Consider the following 16,250-nt stretch of genomic DNA (forward strand, 5'->3'; position numbering starts at 1 on the left):
ATATGAAACGTGCGTTTATTATGGTGCTGGACTCGTTCGGCATCGGTGCTACCGAAGACGCTGAGCGCTTCGGAGATGTCGGCTCTGATACTTTCGGTCACATCGCGGAAGCTTGCGCCAAAGGCGAAGCTGACAAAGGCCGTAAAGGGCCTCTGAACCTGCCTAACCTCACTCGTCTTGGCCTGGTTAAAGCCCACGAAGGCTCTACCGGGAAAGTTGCCGCGGGCATGGACCCTAACGCAGAAGTTATCGGGGCGTACGCCTGGGCACACGAACTTTCCTCCGGCAAAGACACTCCGTCTGGCCACTGGGAAATCGCCGGCGTGCCGGTTCTGTTCGACTGGGGCTACTTCAGCGATCACGAAAACAGCTTCCCGCAGGAGCTGCTGGAAAAACTGGTTAAGCGTGCCAATCTGCCGGGCTACCTCGGTAACTGCCACTCTTCCGGTACCGTCATTCTCGACCAGCTTGGCGAAGAGCACATGAAAACCGGCAAGCCGATTTTCTATACCTCCGCTGACTCCGTGTTCCAGATTGCCTGCCATGAAGAAACCTACGGCCTGGATAAACTTTACGAGCTGTGCGAAATCGCCCGTGAAGAACTGACCGAAGGCGGCTACAACATTGGCCGCGTTATTGCCCGTCCGTTCATCGGCGATAAAGCGGGTAACTTCCAGCGTACCGGTAACCGTCACGATCTGGCGGTTGAGCCACCTGCGGCAACCGTGCTGCAAAAACTGGTGGATGAGAAAAACGGCCAGGTAGTTTCAGTGGGTAAAATTGCTGATATCTACGCCAACTGCGGCATCACCAAAAAAGTGAAAGCGACAGGTCTGGATGCGCTGTTTGATGCCACCATCAAAGAGATGAAAGAAGCAGGCGACGAGACTATCGTCTTCACCAACTTCGTTGACTTCGACTCCTCCTGGGGCCACCGCCGCGATGTGGCCGGTTATGCCGCTGGTCTTGAGCTGTTCGACCGCCGTCTGCCTGAGCTGATGGAACTGCTGAAAGAGGACGATATTCTGATCCTCACCGCGGACCACGGCTGCGACCCAACCTGGCAGGGCACCGACCATACCCGCGAACACATTCCGGTGCTTATCTATGGCCCGAAAGTTAAAGCCGGTTCGCTTGGCCACCGTGAAACCTTCGCGGACATCGGCCAGACCGTGGCGAAATACTTTGGTGTTTCCGACATGGACTACGGCAAAAACATGCTGTGATCCCTTTGGGCAGGCGTTGCCTGCCCGATTGTTAACTTTTTAAATCAAGGAATAAACAATGGCTACGCCACACATTAACGCAGAAATGGGTGATTTCGCTGACGTAGTGCTGATGCCGGGCGACCCGCTGCGCGCTAAGCACATCGCGGAAACCTTCCTGGAAGATGTGCGTGAAGTGAACAACGTGCGCGGCATGCTGGGCTTCACCGGGACTTACAAAGGCCGTAAGATTTCCGTTATGGGCCACGGCATGGGCATCCCATCCTGCTCTATCTATGCTAAAGAGCTGATCACCGATTTTGGCGTGAAAAAAATCATTCGTGTTGGCTCCTGCGGCGCAGTTCGCCAGGATGTGAAACTGCGCGATGTGGTTATCGGTATGGGCGCCTGCACCGACTCTAAAGTGAACCGTCTGCGCTTTAAAGATCACGACTTCGCGGCTATCGCGGACTTCGACATGGTTCGCAACGCGGTGGATGCGGCTAAAGCGCTGGGCGTTGACGCTCGCGTAGGTAACATCTTCTCTGCCGACCTGTTCTACACGCCGGACCCGTCCATGTTCGACGTGATGGAAAAATACGGCATCCTCGGCGTGGAAATGGAAGCGGCCGGTATCTACGGCGTAGCGGCAGAGTTTGGTGCCAAAGCGCTGACCATCTGCACCGTGTCTGACCATATTCGCACCCACGAGCAGACCAGTGCCGCTGAGCGCCAGACCACGTTCAACGACATGATCAAAATTGCTCTGGAATCCGTCCTGCTGGGCGATAAAGAGTAAATTTTTAGCTTGTTAAAAAGACGCCCACGGGCGTCTTTTTTATTGAAAGTATCTATTCATTCCTCTCTTCATAAAATCCCCTGATTCCTTTACTCACAAAAGTTTTTTGGCTATATATCTATTCAATTATCTATTCAAGAATCTATTCATATGAGCGAGATAACGGACCTACTTTTGCAGGGGCCACGCCCGGCAAGGGAGCTGATCCAGCGCCTGGGAATAAGCCAGGCGACCTTCTCGCGCCGCGTACTCACCGAGAAAGACATCATCAAATTTGGTCAGGCCAGGGCAACGCAGTATGGCCTGAAACACCCCGTACGCCAGAAGGATGCGTTTCAGCTTTGGCAGATTGATGACCAGGGAAAAGCCTGGTCGTTTGGCGTGCTCTACCCGATGTGGCCCAGGGGAAGCTGCCTGGTTATCCACGATAACGGTGAAAGCAGCTGGTTTGATGGGTTGCCGTGGTATCTAAGGGATCTCAGGCCTCAGGGATTCCTCGGCCGCGCATGGGGCCGTGAGCTGGCCCGAAAAAGTGATTTACCCGAAGACATTCGCCTGTGGCAGGAAGAGGACGTGCTGTTTGCGCTTTCCGTGCAGGAGCCGGAACATCTGGGCGGATGGCTGGTGGGGGAGGAGAGTTACCGCCGATGGGCGACGGCACAAGCGGCGCTGCCTGTCCCCTGTGGTGAGCGGTTACGCACATATTCAGAGCTTGCGCATCGCGCGATGGACGGCGAAATTGTCGGATCGTCTGCGGGAGGAGAGCAGCCGAAATTCTCCAGCTACAGCGAGACAAGTCGCGGAGCCCGGCAGGTTATCGTTAAATTTACTCCCGCTGTTCACAACGCCAACCAGCGGCGCTGGGCTGATTTATTGACGGCGGAGGCTGCCGCCCTGGCATTGCTGAACGACAGCGGTATTTCTGCCGCTCAATGCGAACTGCTGCGGGCGGAAACGGGGCAGGTATTTCTTGAGGTTGAGCGTTTTGATTGCGTTGGCGCTCACGGGCGGCTTGGAATAGTTTCCCTCGAGAGCGTGCAGAGCGAGTTTGCGTCAGGCGTACTTAACTGGCCAAAAGCCGTCGCACGTTTAAAAGAGGCGGGCATTGTTGATGCCGCAACTTTGCGGCAGGTTCAGAAGGTTTGGGCCTTCGGCAGGCTGATTGCCAACAGCGATATGCATGCCGGTAATCTCTCCTTTTTCCTTTCCGACCGCCCGCTCGCGCTGGCTCCGGTATACGACATGCTGCCGATGGCCTACGCGCCCGGCAGCACGGGCAGCATGCTGAGTCAGGTTTATGATATCAGCCTTGATGCGGCGATTCCGGGCGCTGTATGGCTGGAGATGCAATCTCTGGCACGGCGTTTCTGGCTGGCGCTCAGCCAGAATGAGCAGGTGAGCGAGCCATTCCGGCTTATCGCAGCTGAAATGGCCGAGCGGGTTGAGAGCCTTCGCGAGTCGCTCCGGCGGCTGGCTTAGCGTACCGCCTGGGCAATCCACGCGGAGAGTTCCCGCAGTTCCTTTTCCTGCTCCGGGAAAGTATAAATCAGCGTTTCACACTCCTGCTGTAGCAGGATGCTGCGATACAGACAGCCCTTCAGCCGGTCGGCCAGCGCTTCAAGCGGCGCCGGGTTCAGGCTGTCGGTGAACATCTGCGTGCGCGTAATATGGCCTTTCTCGACGTCAAAATGCAGTTCGACGCCGCCCCAGCTGAAGCGGTTGTCCAGCAGGTGGCTGAAAGCCGGAGCCTGACCAAAATTCCACTCCCAGCTGCTCTGGCGGGCAAAGGTTTCGGCAAAGCCCGGTAAGTCCGGCAGCGCTTCGGGTGAGATGTGCTCGGCTTCTACCCGCTCGCCGAAATGGTCGAAAAAGGCTTCACGAATGGCGTCGCTGATTTGCTCGTGAGTGACTCCCGGTTTCAAATCACAAAGGTTGGCCACCCGGCCTCGCACAGAGGTGATGCCTTTCGCCTGTAGTTTTTTCGGGTCCGGGTTCAGGTAGTTTGCCAGTCGGCTGAGGTCGGCATTTAATAACAGCGTGCCGTGGTGGAAGCCGCGATCCAGGGTTTCGCGGTAGGCCGATCCGGAGATTTTCCTCGTCCCTTCGGCCGTTTCTACTTCCAGATCGTTACGCCCGGAAGCGCTTGCCTGGAAGCCCAGGTTGCTCAGCGCCTTGAGCACAATGGCGGTGGAGATGCTTTTGTCGTACTCAGGCTTGCCGGCCATAAAGGTAAAGCAGGTGTTGCCGAGGTCGTGGAATACCGCGCCGCCGCCGCTGCTACGGCGTGCCAGCCGCACATTATCCTGCTCCATTCGCCCGGTATTGCACTCTTTCCACGGGTTCTGCGCCCGGCCAATAACGACCGTATCCGCATTGCGCCACAGAAACAGCACGCGTTGGGTGGCGGGCATCTGACGAAAGATTGTCTCTTCAACAGCCAGGTTAAACCACGGGTCGTAAGAGTCAGAAATAAGTAAACGCAACGTCGGCATAGCAGAGATCCTTTTCCCAGAAGAATAGCGCCATCTTAGCATGCAGGCGCTGCGGTAGAGTTAGCGCCCGGAGCCCTGGTTCGTTTCGTCATCCTCTTCCTTAACCTTGCTGTTAGCGGTGAGCAGGAAGGGGGATTGCTGCCAGCGCGTGCGCTTGCCGTGCAGCAGCGTGCGCGTCAGGACGATGCCGATAGCGACGGCCAGCAGCAGCATTAGCCGCAAAATATTGGTGGTGTTGTCCACCTGCTTTGCCTCGGTGGCGAGGGTATGGGTATCAAGCGTGATGCGCAGGTAGCCAATAGGGCCGTTTTTATCCTCGATGGGCTGAACGATTTGGCGGTTAAAATAGCTGCCGGCTTTTTGCCCATCCAGCGCCAGGCGGTCGCGGACTTCAATGTTTTCCCCCGCCCTGGCAATCTGATCGCCTTCGCTGTCGTAGACGGCAGCATCAAGAATGCGGCTATCTTTCGTCAGGAGATTAAGTGAGGCAGAGATACGCTTCTCGTCGGGATTTTCGGTTTTCATCACCGGTACAAGATTAAAAGCAACCTGACGCGCCAGCGTGCGGGCCAACTCTTCAAGCTGGACGTTACGCGCCTGCTGGCTGCCCCGGCTGAACCAGGATGCGCCCTGCATTAAAGCGACCAAAAGCGCCAGGCAGAACAGCACAATCACCGCGCGATGGAGCCGAAATTTAAATTTTACCCGAACCATGATGCACCTTTGGAAAATTGCTTACATTAATGTTGCCAGAAGCAAGGCGGACAAGGTAGCCTCATGCGTTGTTTTATCCTGGATACCCTTCATCCTTCGAATCGCAGGTGTGGGCTGCACTCGCTTACCGCCTTCCCGCAATTCGAATGCTAAAGAGTATCTTAAATTGAACCTGGAGCCGTAATGCCAAACAGTTTGACCTGGTGCGACTTGCCTAATGATGTTTCACTTTGGCCTGGATTGCCGCTTTCTTTGAGCGGTGATGAAGTGATGCCGCTGGATTACCGCGCCGGGCGCAGCGGTTGGCTCCTGTATGGGCGTAATCTCGATAAACAGTGCCTGACCAAATACCAGCGCAAGCTCGGGGCGGCGATGGTTATCGTGACCGCCTGGTGCGTGGAAGATTATCAGGTCATCCGCCTTGCCGGGTCGTTGACCCCGCGCGCGACCCGTCTTGCTCATGAAGCCGGGCTGGACGTTGCGCCGCTGGGCAAAATTCCGCACTTAAAAACGCCGGGTCTGCTGGTCATGGACATGGACTCAACCGCTATTCAGGTTGAGTGCATCGACGAAATCGCCAGGCTGGCGGGAACCGGTGAAATGGTGTCCGAAGTGACCGAGCGTGCAATGCGTGGTGAGCTGGACTTTACCGCCAGCCTGCGCCAGCGCGTGGCTACTCTTAAAGGTGCCGATGCCAATATTCTGCGCCAGGTGCGCGATGAGCTGCCGCTGATGCCGGGGCTGACTTCGCTGGTTCAGAACCTTGAAACGCTGGGCTGGAAAGTCGCTATTGCCTCCGGGGGCTTTACCTTCTTCGCCGAGTACCTGCGCGACAAGCTGAACCTGACGACCGTTGTGGCAAATGAACTCGAAATTTGTGACGGCAAACTTACCGGCGAAGTGCTCGGGCAAATTGTGGATGCCAAATTCAAGGCTGAAACCCTGACGCGCCTGGCCGAAAAATATGAAATTCCCGCCGCCCAGACCGTAGCGATTGGCGACGGGGCGAATGATTTACCGATGATCCATACCGCTGGTCTGGGCATCGCCTATCACGCTAAGCCGAAGGTGAATGAGAAGAGCGAAGTCAGCATCCGCCATGCGGATCTGATGGGCGTATTCTGCATTCTTTCCGGCAGCCTGATTCAGGAAGAACGTTAAGAGGAAATAAGGTGGCGAAAGCTCCAAAACGCGCATTTGTTTGTAACGAGTGTGGTGCGGATTACCCGCGCTGGCAGGGGCAGTGCAGCGCCTGTCACGCGTGGAATACCATTACCGAAGTGCGCATCGCCGCTTCTCCTCAGGTTGCCCGCAACGAGCGTCTGTCCGGCTATGCCGGCAGCGCTGGCGTCAGCCGGGTGCAAAAGCTCTCCGATATCAGTCTTGAAGAGCTGCCGCGTTTCTCAACCGGCTTTAAAGAATTTGACCGCGTGCTCGGCGGCGGCGTAGTACCCGGAAGCGCGATTTTAATTGGCGGTAACCCAGGTGCGGGTAAATCAACGCTGCTGCTGCAAACGCTTTGCAAGCTGAGCGAGCAGATGAAAACCCTGTATGTCACCGGGGAAGAGTCGCTTCAGCAGGTGGCGATGCGCGCCCATCGTCTTGGTCTGCCGACCCAGAACCTCAATATGTTGTCCGAAACTAGCATCGAGCAAATCTGCATGATTGCCGATGAAGAGCAGCCGAAGCTGATGGTTATCGACTCCATTCAGGTTATGCATATGGCCGATGTGCAGTCCTCTCCGGGCAGCGTGGCTCAGGTTCGCGAGACGGCGGCTTATCTCACCCGTTTTGCCAAGACGAAAGGCGTGGCTATCGTGATGGTCGGCCATGTGACTAAAGACGGCTCGCTGGCCGGGCCAAAAGTGCTCGAGCACTGTATCGACTGCTCCGTGATGCTGGACGGCGATGCTGATTCCCGCTTCCGCACTCTGCGCAGCCATAAAAACCGTTTTGGTGCGGTAAACGAGCTGGGCGTATTTGCGATGACGGAACAGGGGCTGCGCGAAGTGAGCAACCCGTCAGCCATATTCCTGAGCCGCGGCGATGAAGTCACGCCGGGCAGCTCGGTGATGGTGGTCTGGGAAGGTACGCGCCCGCTGTTAGTTGAAATCCAGGCCCTGGTAGATCAGTCGATGATGTCCAACCCAAGGCGCGTGGCCGTGGGGCTGGAGCAAAACCGCCTCGCTATCTTACTGGCCGTACTGCATCGCCATGGTGGCCTGCAAATGGCGGATCAGGATGTATTCGTTAACGTTGTCGGGGGCGTAAAAGTCACCGAAACCAGCGCCGATTTAGCGCTTCTGCTGGCCATGGTTTCCAGCCTGCGTAACAGAGCGCTGCCGCAGGATTTGGTGGTGTTTGGGGAAGTCGGCCTGGCCGGTGAGATTCGCCCGGTGCCGAGCGGCCAGGAGCGGATCGCGGAAGCGGCCAAGCACGGCTTTAAACGCGCGATTGTGCCGCAGGCCAACGTGCCGAAAAAAATCCCCGAAGGCATGCAGGTCTTTGGCGTCAAGAAACTTGCTGATGCGCTTTCCGTCTTTGACGACTTATAATTGAGTAACTTGCGGGAATCGTTCCCGCTTTGTGCAGGAGGCAGCGCGTGTCGTCATTCGACTATATCAAAACGGCTATTCGCCAGCAGGGCTGTACTTTACAGCAGGTGGCGGACGCCAGCGGCATGACTAAAGGCTACCTGAGCCAGTTACTGAACGCGAAAATTAAAAGCCCCAGCGCTCAGAAACTGGAGGCGCTGCATCGTTTCCTTGGGCTGGAATTCCCGCGGCGCGAAAAGAAAGTCGGCGTGGTGTTCGGCAAATTCTACCCGCTGCATACCGGCCATATTTATCTGATCCAGCGCGCCTGTAGCCAGGTGGACGAGCTGCACATCATCATGGGCTATGACGAACCGCGCGACCGTGCGCTGTTCGATGACAGCGCGATGTCCCAGCAGCCTACCACCGGCGACCGCCTGCGCTGGCTGCTACAAACCTTCAAATATCAGAAAAATATCCGCATTCACTCTTTTAACGAAGAGGGGATGGAGCCTTATCCGCACGGCTGGGACGTCTGGAGCCGCGGTATTAAGGCGTTTATGGACAGCAAAGGCATTTCTCCCGACAGGATCTACACCTCGGAAGAAGGCGATGCCGCTAAATTTACCGAGCATCTGGGAATTGAAACGGTTGTTGTTGACCCTAAACGCACCTTTATGAACATCAGCGGCACGCAAATCCGTGAAAACCCGTTCCGCTATTGGGAATACATTCCTACCGAAGTGAAGCCATTCTTTGTGCGTACCGTGGCTATCCTCGGCGGCGAGTCGAGCGGCAAATCGTGGATGGTGAACAAGCTCGCCAACATTTTTAACACCACCAGCGCATGGGAATACGGGCGAGATTATGTTTTCTCTCATCTCGGCGGTGACGAAATGGCGCTGCAATACTCTGACTACGATAAAATAGCCATCGGCCACGCGCAGTACGTTGATTTTGCGGTTAAGTACGCCAATAAAGTGGCGTTTATCGACACCGATTTCGTGACGACTCAAGCGTTCTGTAAAAAGTATGAAGGCCGGGAGCACCCGTTTGTTCAGGCGCTGATCGACGAATACCGCTTCGACCTGGTTATCCTACTGGAGAACAATACGCCGTGGGTTGCCGACGGGCTGCGCAGTCTGGGCAGCGATGCGGACAGAAAATCCTTCCAGAATCTGCTGGTGGATATGTTGAAAGAGAATGGTATCAGTTTCGTACACGTTGAAGAGTCTGACTATGACTCGCGCTTCCTGCGCTGCGTGGATCTGGTTAAAGAGATGATGGGCGAGCAGCGATAAATAATGGGCTGTGGGACTTGATGCCCGACCCTTCCCGCAGGGCGAGAGCAAACATAAAAAAGGCACCGTGAAGGTGCCTTTTGCTTTTACTTGGTTACGCGTTTGTACTTGATGCGTTTTGGTTCCAGGGCATCTGCGCCGAGGGTACGCTTCTTGTACTCTTCGTATTCGGTAAAGTTACCTTCGAAGAACTCCACCTTGCCTTCATCCTGGTAGTCCAGAATGTGGGTGGCGATACGGTCGAGGAACCAACGGTCGTGGGAGATAACCATCGCGCAGCCCGGGAATTCCAGCAGGGCGTTTTCCAGCGCGCGCAGGGTTTCGATATCCAGGTCGTTGGTCGGTTCATCGAGCAGCAGCACGTTACCGCCAACCTGCAGCAGCTTCGCCAGATGCAGACGACCGCGCTCACCGCCGGACAGCTCGCCCACGCGTTTGCCCTGGTCGACGCCCTTGAAGTTAAAGCGGCCAACGTAGGCACGGCTTGGCATCTCGGTGTTACCGATACGCATAATATCCTGGCCGCCGGAGACTTCTTCCCACACGGTTTTGCTGTTGTCCATGGCGTCACGGAACTGGTCAACGGAGGCCAGCTTCACGGTCTCACCCAGGGTGATAGAGCCGCTGTCAGGCTGTTCCTGACCGGACATCATGCGGAACAGGGTGGATTTACCCGCGCCGTTCGGACCGATGATGCCCACGATGGCGCCCTTCGGTACGGAGAAGCTCAGGTCGTCAATCAGCAGGCGGTCGCCGTAGGATTTACGCAGATTGTTAACTTCCACCACTTTATCCCCCAGGCGTGCACCAGGCGGGATAAACAGTTCGTTGGTTTCGTTACGTTTTTGGTATTCGGTGCTGTTCAGCTCTTCAAAGCGTGCCAGACGAGCCTTGCCTTTAGACTGGCGGCCTTTAGCGCCCTGACGAACCCACTCCAGCTCTTTCTCAATGGATTTACGGCGAGCGGCTTCCGTGGAGGCTTCCTGCGCCAGGCGCTGATCTTTCTGCTCCAGCCAGGAGGAGTAGTTACCTTCCCATGGAATACCTTCCCCACGGTCAAGCTCCAGGATCCAGCCGGCGACGTTGTCGAGGAAGTAACGGTCGTGGGTAATCGCCACAACGGTGCCTTCGAAGTCGTGCAGGAAGCGTTCCAGCCATGCCACGGATTCTGCATCCAGGTGGTTGGTTGGTTCGTCGAGCAGCAGCATGTCTGGTTTTTCCAGCAGCAGGCGGCACAGCGCTACGCGGCGGCGTTCACCCCCGGACAGCTTCTCAATTTTTGCATCCCAGTCCGGCAGGCGCAGCGCATCAGCGGCGCGCTCCAGCTGCACGTTCAGGTTATGACCGTCATGCGCCTGGATAATTTCTTCATACTTGCCTTGCTGCGCGGCCAGCTTATCGAAGTCCGCGTCCGGCTCGGCGTATTTGGCGTAGACTTCGTCCAGGCCTTTCAGGGCGTTAACCACTTCGGAAACGGCTTCTTCTACGGACTCACGGACGGTGTGCTCCGGGTTCAGCTTAGGTTCCTGCGGCAGGTAACCTATCTTAAGGCCAGGCTGAGGGCGGGCTTCACCTTCGATATCGGTATCGATGCCGGCCATGATGCGCAGCAGGGTGGATTTACCGGCACCGTTCAGACCCAGCACGCCGATTTTGGCGCCAGGGAAGAAGCTGAGCGAAATATTTTTCAGAATATGTCGTTTCGGCGGGACAACTTTGCCGACACGATGCATGGTATAAACGAATTGAGCCACAGTGCGACTTTGCCTCTTTTATCGTGATGTAAGATGGTCCATAACAAAGGCGAAGTGTAGCCGTTTTCCCGGTCTAATCCCAGCGGGGTATCGTGGTTCTGACGCTGGTTTCCCCTTTATACGTTTAATGACCAAAATATACCTTTCGGACATGGCGTAATGGGCGCCCCCTGGTTAGCATGAATTCATTCGCTTATTGCAGCGCTGGCATGATGCCGTCAGGAAAATAGTGAGGAGAAGTTGTGGTAAAAGCCAAACAAGTCGTATGGCAGTTGCTTGTCGCGGGCGTCAGCCTGGTGATGTTAAACAGCGCGGTGCGTGCTGACTCGCTGGATGAGCAACGCGGCCGCTACGCGCAAATCAAACAGGCGTGGGATAACAAGCAAATGGATGTGGTGGCGCAGCTGATGCCCACGCTACAAACTTATCCTCTTTACCCTTATCTCGAATATCGCCAGCTAACCGATGACCTGATGAATGAGCCCGCCATGTCGGTGGCCCAGTTTATTCAGGCTAACCCCACGCTGCCGCCCGCGCGCTCGTTAAGCTCACGCTTTGTTAATGAACTGGCAAGACGCCAGGACTGGCGCGGCCTGCTGGCGTTTAGCCCCGAGCCGCCGGCCACCAATGAAGCAAAATGTAATTACTACTTTGCGAAGTGGAGCACCGGGCAGATGGACGCTGCCTGGGCCGGAGCCAAAGAGCTGTGGCTGACGGGCAAAAGCCAGCCTTCGAGCTGCGATGCGCTGTTCTCGGCGTGGCGCGCCTCGGGCACTCAGGACCCGCTCGCTTATCTGGAACGTATTCGCCTGGCGATGAAAGAGGGCAATACCTCGCTGGTGAACGCTCTTGCAAACCAAATGCCTGCGGATTATCAGACCATCGCCAGCGCGCTGATTAGCCTGCAAAACAACCCCAGCACGGTGCTGACTTTCGCCAATAGCGTTGGGGCGACGGATTTCACGCGCCAGGCGGCGGCCATCGCCTTTGCGAGCGTTGCTCGCCAGGACGTTGAGAATGCTCGTTTGATGATCCCGTCCCTGGTTCAGGCGCAAAAGCTGAACGATGAGCAGGCGCAGGAACTGAGGGACACCGTGGCGTGGCGGCTGATGGGCAACGACGTTACCGACGAGCAGGCCAAATGGCGTGATGATGCGATCATGCGCTCCCAGTCTACTTCGCTGATTGAGCGCCGGGTGCGCATGGCTCTGGGTAGCGGAGACCGTTCCGGCCTGAACACCTGGCTTGCGCGTCTGCCGATGGAATCGAAGGAAAAAGATGAATGGCGCTACTGGCAGGCGGACCTGTTACTGGAGCGCGGGCGCGATGATGAAGCAAAAGAGATTCTGCATGCGCTGATGAAAGAGCGCGGTTTCTATCCGATGGTCGCCGCCCAGCGCCTTGGGGAAGAGTATCCGCTGCGCGTAGAGAAGGCCGAAAGCGTGAACCCGGCGCTGGTGCAGGGGCCGGAGATGGCGCGCGTGCGCGAGCTGATGTACTGGAATATGGATAACACCGCGCGCAGCGAGTGGGCTAACCTGGTCACCAGCCGAACCAAACAGGAACAGGGCGGGCTGGCGCGTTATGCCTTTGAGCAGGACTGGTGGGATCTCAGCGTGCAGGCAACCATTGCCGGTAAGCTGTGGGATAACCTCGAGGAGCGCTTCCCGCTGGCTTACAAGGAGACGTTTGCCCGCTACGTTAGCGGCAAAACCGTGCCGCAAAGCTATGCCATGGCGATTGCCCGCCAGGAGAGCGCATGGAACCCGAAAGTTCGTTCTCCGGTAGGCGCCAGCGGCCTGATGCAAATCATGCCGGGAACCGCCACCCATACCGTGAAGATGTTCAGCATCCCAGGCTACAGCAGCCCGGTGCAGCTGCTCGACCCGGAGACCAATATCAATATTGGCACCAGCTATCTGCAATACGTGTTCCAGCAGTTTGAGAGCAACCGTATCTTTGCCTCCGCCGCCTACAACGCCGGGCCGGGGCGGGTCAGAACCTGGCTTGGCAATAGCGGGGGGCGCATCGACGCTATCGCCTTTGTGGAGAGTATTCCGTTCTCGGAAACTCGGGGTTACGTGAAAAACGTGCTGGCTTACGACGCCTACTATCGCTATTTCATGGGGCAGCCCGACAAAATTCTGTCGGATAGCGAGTGGCAGCGGCGTTACTGATTGCGCTGAGAGTATGTTATGCTGCCGTACTAGTTAAAGAGTATGGTGGCCTGACATGACTCAGCTCTCTCAATATTCGGCGGAACAGGCCGAGCAAAGTAACAAAGAGTGGCTCCGCTTTGTGGGGCTGTTGCAGCAGGCGTTTGGGCAGGAGCTTCATTTGCCCCTGCTGACGCTGCTGCTAACCCCGGATGAGCGCACGGCGCTCGGCACCCGGGTGCGGATTATCGAAGAGCTACTGCGCGGTGAACTGAGCCAGCGCGAGCTGAAGAATGAACTGGGCGCGGGGATAGCAACAATTACTCGCGGCTCTAACAGCCTGAAGGCCGCGCCTCCCGAGCTGCGGGCATGGCTGGAACAGCAGTTGCTTCAGGGCGGCAAGCCCGCCGAATAAAGTCTCTAGCGGCGATAAATCTCGTTATGAAACGGGCTTAGCGCCAGAATCACCGCCTGATGGTAAACGCTGCTGCGCGTGAGCTTTCCGGCGGTGAAAACCCCGATTGCCCCCTCTTTACGCCCAATTTTATCGATACCGGTGTATTCCGACATAACCGGCCCGAGCGCGTTCCCGGCGGTCACTTTTTCAAGAATAACGTCCGGCAGCGGCAGGGTGGCGGAGCGCGCTTCACCGCGCTGATTACCCGCTTCTATCACCACCCAACTGAAGGTACTGCCTTCGTCAATTCCGGCCTCAATGGCGACCCAGAAGTCGGCTTCTGGTCTGACTTCCCGGGCATTTAGCACCCGGCTTCGTGCGCCAGTTCGCGTTTCGCTGCTGCCGAAGGGTTGTTCAGGCACGCCGCTATCGACGACAACCGACTCAATATGGCAGGATCCTTCACCATAGATTTGGTTAAAAGCCTGCAGAATCGCCTGAATTTTGGCGGGATTAGTTGTTGCAGCAACGACATGGTTCATAATAAGTCAGAACTCTCGATATTTCGTGACCGCAGTATAACGGATAAAACGCATGTTACAGGTATACCTTGTTCGTCATGGCGAAACGCAGTGGAACGCGGAACGCCGCATTCAGGGCCAGTCAGACAGCGCGCTGACTGAAAACGGAGAACGTCAGGCCTGGCAAGTTGCCGAGCGGGCCAGAGCCCTTGGAGTCACCCACATTATCAGCAGCGATTTAGGCCGCACGCGCCGCACCGCAGAGATTATCGCCGAGGCTTGCGGCTGCGATATTATTTTTGATGAGCGCCTGCGTGAGCTGAACATGGGCGTGCTTGAATGCCGCAAAATGGATACGCTGACCGAGGAAGAAGAGGGCTGGCGCCGTCGCCTGGTGGACGGTACGCCGGACGGGCGTATTCCCGAGGGCGAAAGCATGCAGGAGCTGAGCAATCGCATGCATGAGGCGCTTAACGCCTGCCGCGAACTGCCGGAAGGAAGCCGACCGCTGCTGGTGAGCCACGGCATGGCGCTGGGTGGGTTGGTGAGCACTATTCTGGGGTTGCCCGCATCGGCTGAACGCCGTCTGCGCCTGCGTAACTGCTCAATCTCCCGGGTGGATTATCAGCACAGCCCGTGGCTGGCGTCCGGGTGGGTAGTTGAAACGGCAGGAGACATCTCGCATCTCGACGCTCCTGCCCTGGATGAACTCCAGCGTTAACGGCGTACCGGGATCAGGTATTCGCAGCGGATTTGCATCGGCACGTCCTGTTCCCGCGTTTCATCCTGCGGATAGAAAAGCTCAATGTCCTGACCCTGGCGGCGCGTAAGGTTCAGGGAAGGCATGCAGGTGCCGTAAACCGTCAGGATAAAGTCCTGTAGCCCGGTGCCCAGCCCTTCATAGTTAAACTGCACGTAATCCCCGCCTTCCAGCACCACCGGGTGCGAGTCCGGCAGGAACCCGTTGGCCAGTTCCGGCGTCAGCGCGGTGGTGTAGAACACTTCCTGCTCGTCATCTTTTTCCGAGCTTGGGCGCGGTTCATGCAGGCCATACAGTACTCGCGGAATGGTTGGCGAATTGCCCAGGAACTGCGTCCAGAACTGAATACGCATTTCATTACGGAAGTCTGATATCTGCTCCAGCGTGCAGCTGTAGCTTTGCGTCACCCCGACCAGATGGGTTTCCGGCAACGTAATGAAATGGGCCTGAGGCAGCGTGAACTCGCCCAGGCGCAGCGGCGGACGCATACCGAATGCGCTCCAGTCCGGGGAACGGCGGTACAGGGCCGGCGTTTGAGCGAACTGTTTCTTAAAGGCGCGGGTAAACGTCTGCTGTGAGTCAAAACGATATTGCAGCGCAATATCAAGAATTGGGCGCGCCGTTAAACGCAGGGCAACGGCAGATTTGGAGAGTCGGCGGGCGCGAATATAGGCACCTATGGCGTGCCCGGTAACCTCTTTGAACATCCGTTGTAAATGCCACTTGGAATACCCTGCTTTTGCCGCCACATTATCAAGGGCGAGGGGCTGATCGAGGTGGCCCTCCAGCCAGCTAAGCAGATCGCGAATGATCGCAGCCTGATCCATAAAATATCCTCATCCATACAAGCGAATGCCTGTTTACTAAGGTAGCGGATGATAGCATTTTTGTACTTTATGCATTCAGCGTTTTTTTTTAACAAGTTGTGCCAAATCTGCGCATTATGGAGACAGGTTTTGCTAATAATGTGATATTCAACGGTTTTTTACGCAACTATTGAATAATCGCGTAGTGTAATTTTTATACAATGGTAACAATATGAAATATAAAGCTTTAGCACTTTGCAGTGCGCTTCTGGCTCTGAGCTACGGCGCTCACGCGGAGCAGATCGGATCGGTCGATACGGTGTTTAAAGTCTTTGGCCCGGATCACAAGATCGTAGTAGAAGCGTTTGACGATCCCGACGTTAAGAACGTGACCTGCTACATCAGCCGCGCCAAAACCGGCGGTATCAAAGGCGGGCTTGGGTTGGCGGAAGATACTTCCGACGCAGCAATTTCCTGCCAGCAGGTCGGGCCTGTTGAGCTAAGCGACAAGATCAAAGCGGGTAAAGCTCAGGGCGATGTCGTATTCCAGAAGCGTACCTCGCTGGTGTTCAAGAAGCTTCAGGTTGTGCGTTTTTACGATTCAAAACGCAACACGCTCGCCTATCTGGCCTACTCCGACAGAGTGGTAGAAGGCTCGCCGAAAAACGCCATCAGCGCGGTGCCGATTATTCCGTGGAGTAAATAATCACCCGGCCGGCGCTGAACGGATGCGCTTGCGCGTCATCAGCATGAGAAGCCTGATGTATTTCTGACTCATCAGGCTTGTCAGCCCCGGCCTTCCTTATTAGTG

General features: G+C 56.3%; 15 protein-coding genes. 10 read left to right on the plus strand and 5 right to left on the minus strand.

Annotation, left to right across the window (positions count from 1 at the left end; all coding sequences use genetic code 11):
• The first annotated feature begins 2 nt into the window (after positions 1 to 2).
• The 3 genes from deoB to yjjJ all read left to right on the plus strand — a co-directional run bounded on the left by deoB (position 3) and on the right by yjjJ (position 3,483).
• A complete protein-coding gene (gene deoB / locus HMPREF0201_RS02065; RefSeq protein ID WP_016534787.1) occupies positions 3 to 1,226 on the plus strand; it encodes a phosphopentomutase in 1,224 nt (407 codons plus the stop codon).
• A gap of 58 nt (positions 1,227 to 1,284) precedes the next feature.
• Positions 1,285 to 2,004 (plus strand): purine-nucleoside phosphorylase, encoded by a 720-nt coding sequence (deoD, locus tag HMPREF0201_RS02070; protein ID WP_016534788.1) that lies wholly within the window; start codon positions 1,285 to 1,287, stop codon positions 2,002 to 2,004.
• A gap of 150 nt (positions 2,005 to 2,154) precedes the next feature.
• Positions 2,155 to 3,483 carry a type II toxin-antitoxin system HipA family toxin YjjJ gene (gene yjjJ, locus HMPREF0201_RS02075; RefSeq protein WP_016534789.1) on the plus strand — a complete coding sequence of 443 codons (1,329 nt, stop codon included), beginning with the start codon at positions 2,155 to 2,157 and terminating at the stop codon, positions 3,481 to 3,483.
• Here yjjJ and lplA read toward each other — a convergent pair.
• Both lplA and HMPREF0201_RS02085 read right to left on the minus strand, forming a co-directional pair.
• Positions 3,480 to 4,496: a lipoate--protein ligase gene (lplA, locus tag HMPREF0201_RS02080; RefSeq protein ID WP_016534790.1), complete on the minus strand. Its 1,017-nt coding sequence runs from the start codon at positions 4,494 to 4,496 to the stop codon at positions 3,480 to 3,482. The genes yjjJ and lplA overlap by 4 nt on opposite strands.
• 60 nt (positions 4,497 to 4,556) lie before the next feature.
• Positions 4,557 to 5,210: a YtjB family periplasmic protein gene (locus HMPREF0201_RS02085; RefSeq protein WP_016534791.1), complete on the minus strand. Its 654-nt coding sequence runs from the start codon at positions 5,208 to 5,210 to the stop codon at positions 4,557 to 4,559.
• Positions 5,211 to 5,393: 183 nt separating this feature from the next.
• Here HMPREF0201_RS02085 and serB point away from each other — a divergent pair, with 183 nt between their 5' ends.
• Genes serB through nadR form a run of 3 tightly spaced genes read left to right on the plus strand, consistent with a single transcriptional unit; the run spans position 5,394 to position 9,045 of the window.
• Positions 5,394 to 6,371: a phosphoserine phosphatase gene (gene serB, locus HMPREF0201_RS02095; protein WP_039897882.1), complete on the plus strand. Its 978-nt coding sequence runs from the start codon at positions 5,394 to 5,396 to the stop codon at positions 6,369 to 6,371.
• Positions 6,372 to 6,382: 11 nt separating this feature from the next.
• Positions 6,383 to 7,765 (plus strand): DNA repair protein RadA, encoded by a 1,383-nt coding sequence (radA, locus tag HMPREF0201_RS02100; RefSeq protein ID WP_039897883.1) that lies wholly within the window; start codon positions 6,383 to 6,385, stop codon positions 7,763 to 7,765.
• A 47-nt stretch (positions 7,766 to 7,812) separates the two neighbouring features.
• Positions 7,813 to 9,045 (plus strand): multifunctional transcriptional regulator/nicotinamide-nucleotide adenylyltransferase/ribosylnicotinamide kinase NadR, encoded by a 1,233-nt coding sequence (nadR, locus tag HMPREF0201_RS02105; RefSeq protein WP_016534794.1) that lies wholly within the window; start codon positions 7,813 to 7,815, stop codon positions 9,043 to 9,045.
• An 86-nt stretch (positions 9,046 to 9,131) separates the two neighbouring features.
• Here the strand turns inward: nadR and ettA are convergent, their stop codons facing one another.
• Positions 9,132 to 10,799: an energy-dependent translational throttle protein EttA gene (gene ettA / locus HMPREF0201_RS02110; RefSeq protein WP_039897884.1), complete on the minus strand. Its 1,668-nt coding sequence runs from the start codon at positions 10,797 to 10,799 to the stop codon at positions 9,132 to 9,134.
• A 242-nt stretch (positions 10,800 to 11,041) separates the two neighbouring features.
• Here ettA and sltY point away from each other — a divergent pair, with 242 nt between their 5' ends.
• Together sltY and trpR are read left to right on the plus strand one after the other, a co-directional pair.
• On the plus strand, positions 11,042 to 12,976 hold the full coding sequence (sltY, locus tag HMPREF0201_RS02115; protein ID WP_016534796.1) for a murein transglycosylase: 1,935 nt from the start codon (positions 11,042 to 11,044) through the stop codon (positions 12,974 to 12,976).
• A gap of 55 nt (positions 12,977 to 13,031) precedes the next feature.
• The gene (trpR, locus tag HMPREF0201_RS02120) at positions 13,032 to 13,370 is read left to right on the plus strand and encodes a trp operon repressor (protein WP_016534797.1); all 339 of its coding nucleotides are present in this window, start codon (positions 13,032 to 13,034) and stop codon (positions 13,368 to 13,370) included.
• A 5-nt stretch (positions 13,371 to 13,375) separates the two neighbouring features.
• Here trpR and yjjX read toward each other — a convergent pair whose 3' ends face one another.
• On the minus strand, positions 13,376 to 13,894 hold the full coding sequence (gene yjjX, locus HMPREF0201_RS02125; protein ID WP_016534798.1) for an inosine/xanthosine triphosphatase: 519 nt from the start codon (positions 13,892 to 13,894) through the stop codon (positions 13,376 to 13,378).
• A gap of 52 nt (positions 13,895 to 13,946) precedes the next feature.
• On the opposite strand from yjjX, the gene gpmB reads away from it, so the two are divergent.
• Complete coding sequence (gpmB, locus tag HMPREF0201_RS02130; RefSeq protein ID WP_016534799.1) at positions 13,947 to 14,594, plus strand: 2,3-diphosphoglycerate-dependent phosphoglycerate mutase GpmB; 648 nt, start codon at positions 13,947 to 13,949, stop codon at positions 14,592 to 14,594.
• Here the strand turns inward: gpmB and robA are convergent.
• A complete protein-coding gene (gene robA, locus HMPREF0201_RS02135) occupies positions 14,591 to 15,460 on the minus strand; it encodes an MDR efflux pump AcrAB transcriptional activator RobA (RefSeq protein ID WP_016534800.1) in 870 nt (289 codons plus the stop codon). The two genes, gpmB and robA, sit on opposite strands and share 4 nt — an antisense overlap.
• Positions 15,461 to 15,671: 211 nt before the next feature.
• On the opposite strand from robA, the gene creA reads away from it, so the two are divergent.
• Positions 15,672 to 16,145, plus strand: a complete 474-nt coding sequence (gene creA / locus HMPREF0201_RS02140; protein WP_016534801.1) for a protein CreA — start codon at positions 15,672 to 15,674, stop codon at positions 16,143 to 16,145.
• Positions 16,146 to 16,250 lie beyond the last annotated feature (105 nt).

It is taken from the genome of Cedecea davisae DSM 4568, assembly GCF_000412335.2.
In the GTDB taxonomy this organism is placed as follows: domain Bacteria; phylum Pseudomonadota; class Gammaproteobacteria; order Enterobacterales; family Enterobacteriaceae; genus Cedecea; species Cedecea davisae.